This is a genomic window from Dethiosulfatibacter sp. (assembly GCF_983023055.1).
This window is the reverse complement of record NZ_CEZJXU010000087.1, coordinates 4,516-7,090: the sequence shown is the minus strand read 5'-3', so window position 1 is coordinate 7,090 and position 2,575 is coordinate 4,516. Positions and strand designations below refer to the sequence as shown.

3 protein-coding genes are annotated in these 2,575 nt (G+C 36.0%); 1 reads left to right on the top strand and 2 read right to left on the bottom strand.

What is annotated here, in order from left to right; genetic code table 11:
• A partial coding sequence (locus AC3AX0_RS04675; protein ID WP_487549146.1) for a helix-turn-helix transcriptional regulator occupies positions 1-467 on the top strand: 467 nt, incomplete at its 5' end.
• A 72-nt stretch (positions 468-539) separates the two neighbouring features.
• Here the strand turns inward: AC3AX0_RS04675 and AC3AX0_RS04670 are convergent.
• Both AC3AX0_RS04670 and AC3AX0_RS04665 read right to left on the bottom strand, forming a co-directional pair.
• A complete protein-coding gene (locus AC3AX0_RS04670) occupies positions 540-1,097 on the bottom strand; it encodes a helix-turn-helix domain-containing protein (protein WP_487549145.1) in 558 nt (185 codons plus the stop codon).
• Positions 1,098-1,575: 478 nt separating this feature from the next.
• The coding region (locus AC3AX0_RS04665) for a mannose-1-phosphate guanylyltransferase (protein ID WP_487549144.1) at positions 1,576-2,575 on the bottom strand (1,000 nt) is incomplete at its 5' end.

Below are 2,575 nucleotides of genomic sequence, written 5' to 3'. Positions count from 1 at the left end.
TGGAAAAATACGAAAACGAGAATTACATATGCAACTATACGGGCAAGGCCGAAAAAGGAGACAAGACACTGCGTTCTTCCACCTATCTAATTAAGGATAATGAAAAAAATCTCATAGGCATGTTATGTATAAATATTGATATCACCTCCTTGTTGAAGGCCAGGGACGTAATCGACAACCTGATTATTAATGATGAATTGCTCAACAAGAACAAACACGAAAATGAAGAAAATTTCAACATGAGTGTAAAAGACCTGATAAACTCATATATCAGTCAGGCTTTAGATGACTTCGGAACAGAGCCTTCCAGAATGACTATGGTGGAAAAGAAGGATATTGTAAAGCACCTAAAGGATAAGGATGCTTTCAGATTAAAGGGCGTTGTAATCGAAGTTGCAAAGTCTCTTAAAGTTTCAGAGCAGACAATATACAGATACTTAAAGGAACTGGATCGTTCAAATCAATAAAACAAAAAACTTCCGCTCATTTCAAATAATGAAATACGGAAGTTTTTATAGCTTAAGAAAGCTTCTTTCTAGTTAGATTTCTGGATAATATATTACCATGGCTATTCTAGCCTTTTCATTTCCATTGTTATGATATGAATGCATCCTGTCTGCCCTAAATTCAAAGGCATCATCCTTGCTAATTATGTAATCCTCACCTTCAAAAGATATTTGAATCTGTCCATCAAAGACTATTACCATTTCAAGGGTATCCTTGTTGTGTGCCTCAGCATCGATGCCGCTGCCTGCTTCTATTTCAACCTGGTACATTTCAAAATTTCTTCCTTCCTCAAATGGGAAAAAAGGATGAATTCTGCACCGTCCCTCGTCGCTTTCTATTGTTGCAACATCCGTTTTAAGCATAACCTTGTTTTCCTGAACAGGCTTTTGTACAAGAGTTGTAAAAGATACTTTTAGTCCATTTACAATCTTCCACACAGTAGCTATTGTAGGATTTGACTCCCCTCTTTCTATCTGTCCAAGCATGCTCTTGCTAACTCCCGACAATTCTGACACCTTATCAAGACTAAGTCCTCTTTTAGTTCTTATAGCTTTTAAATTGTCGGCAATAATACCGTTAAGTTCTTCCACATCTTTCTCCTCTAGAAAGCAGTTTCGCTGCGTTATCAGCGTAAGTTGATATTCCAAATACGAAAGAAAGTTACCTTAAATGCATAAAACCAACACTTCAAGGGTTTATGAACTTCTACTTTCTTAAGCTAGAATCACTTGTGTCATATAACGCACAAATATACTGTATAATACATGTCACCTGATTATACCACAATCAACTTGGCTATTGCGGACGAATATATGAACTTTTCTTAACAAGAAAGCAGCTTTGCTGCGTTAAATGCACAAGCATTTATTAAGACGCGAAGGAAAGTTTCCTTAATAGCATAACACCAACGCTTCAAGGGATTATGTATATTTTAACTTTCCTAAGCTACAAGAAAGCTATAAAAAGACGGCCTCAAAAGAAACCGTCTCCAAAATTAAAATTACTAGATTCAAATATCAAAAATACAAAAAGAACCGTCCCTTTTGTATTTTGGGGTTTTATATATTACTACAGCTTGTCTTGAACATTTTTGATATTCTGTACACAGTCCTTACTACAGATGAGGATGTTTCCATCCTTCTCCACAACCACTGCATTTTCAATTCCCACAAGAGCAACTGTCTGATTTGATATTACTATATTGTTCTTTGAGTCTATCTCAATCAGTTTTTCAGCCTTGTTTATGGAACCGTTCTGGTTTTTCTCAAATATTTCTTCAAGAGCAGTGAAATTCCCAATATTATTCCATCCGAAATCTACAGGAATAGTCTTGATCTTGTCAGTTTTCTCCATTACACCATAGTCTATGGATACCTTCTCAAACTTGTCAAAATGTGATTTCAAGTTCACATCGTCATTTTTAAGTATGCTCTTAATCTCCATAAGTATCTTGTAGTGGTCTGGCAAATGCTTTTCAAATTCAGTAAGAATCATGTTTGTGGTAAATACGAACATGCCACTGTTCCACAGGAACTTTCCTGAATTTATATATTCCGTAGCCATTGTTATATCAGGCTTTTCCCAGAATTTAACTACATCAATCGATGTGGATTTGAACAAATCAACAGACACCGTGGAATTAGTCTCGATATATCCATATCCAGTATCAGGCTTATTTGGCTTAATTCCAAGAGTTATGATATTTCCTCGTTTTGATTCTTCAACAGCCTTCAATAATATATGTCTGAAGCCTATCTCATCCTTTATTATATGGTCGGCTGGCAATACAATCATTGGAATATTCCCATGCTTTTGTTTTATCACAAGGGCTCCATATCCTATGGCAGCCGCAGTGTCCTTGAACTCAGGCTCTACAATTATATTTTCCGCAGGTATATCACCAAGTTCTTTCCTAATATCATCCGCCTGAAGAATGTTTGTTCCAATATATATGTTTTCCGGTCTTATTATTGGCAGAATCCTATCTACAGTTTCCCTTATCATTGATTTTTCAGATGCCAGATTCAACAACTGCTTTGGTCTTTTCTTAGTTGACAATGGCCAAAAT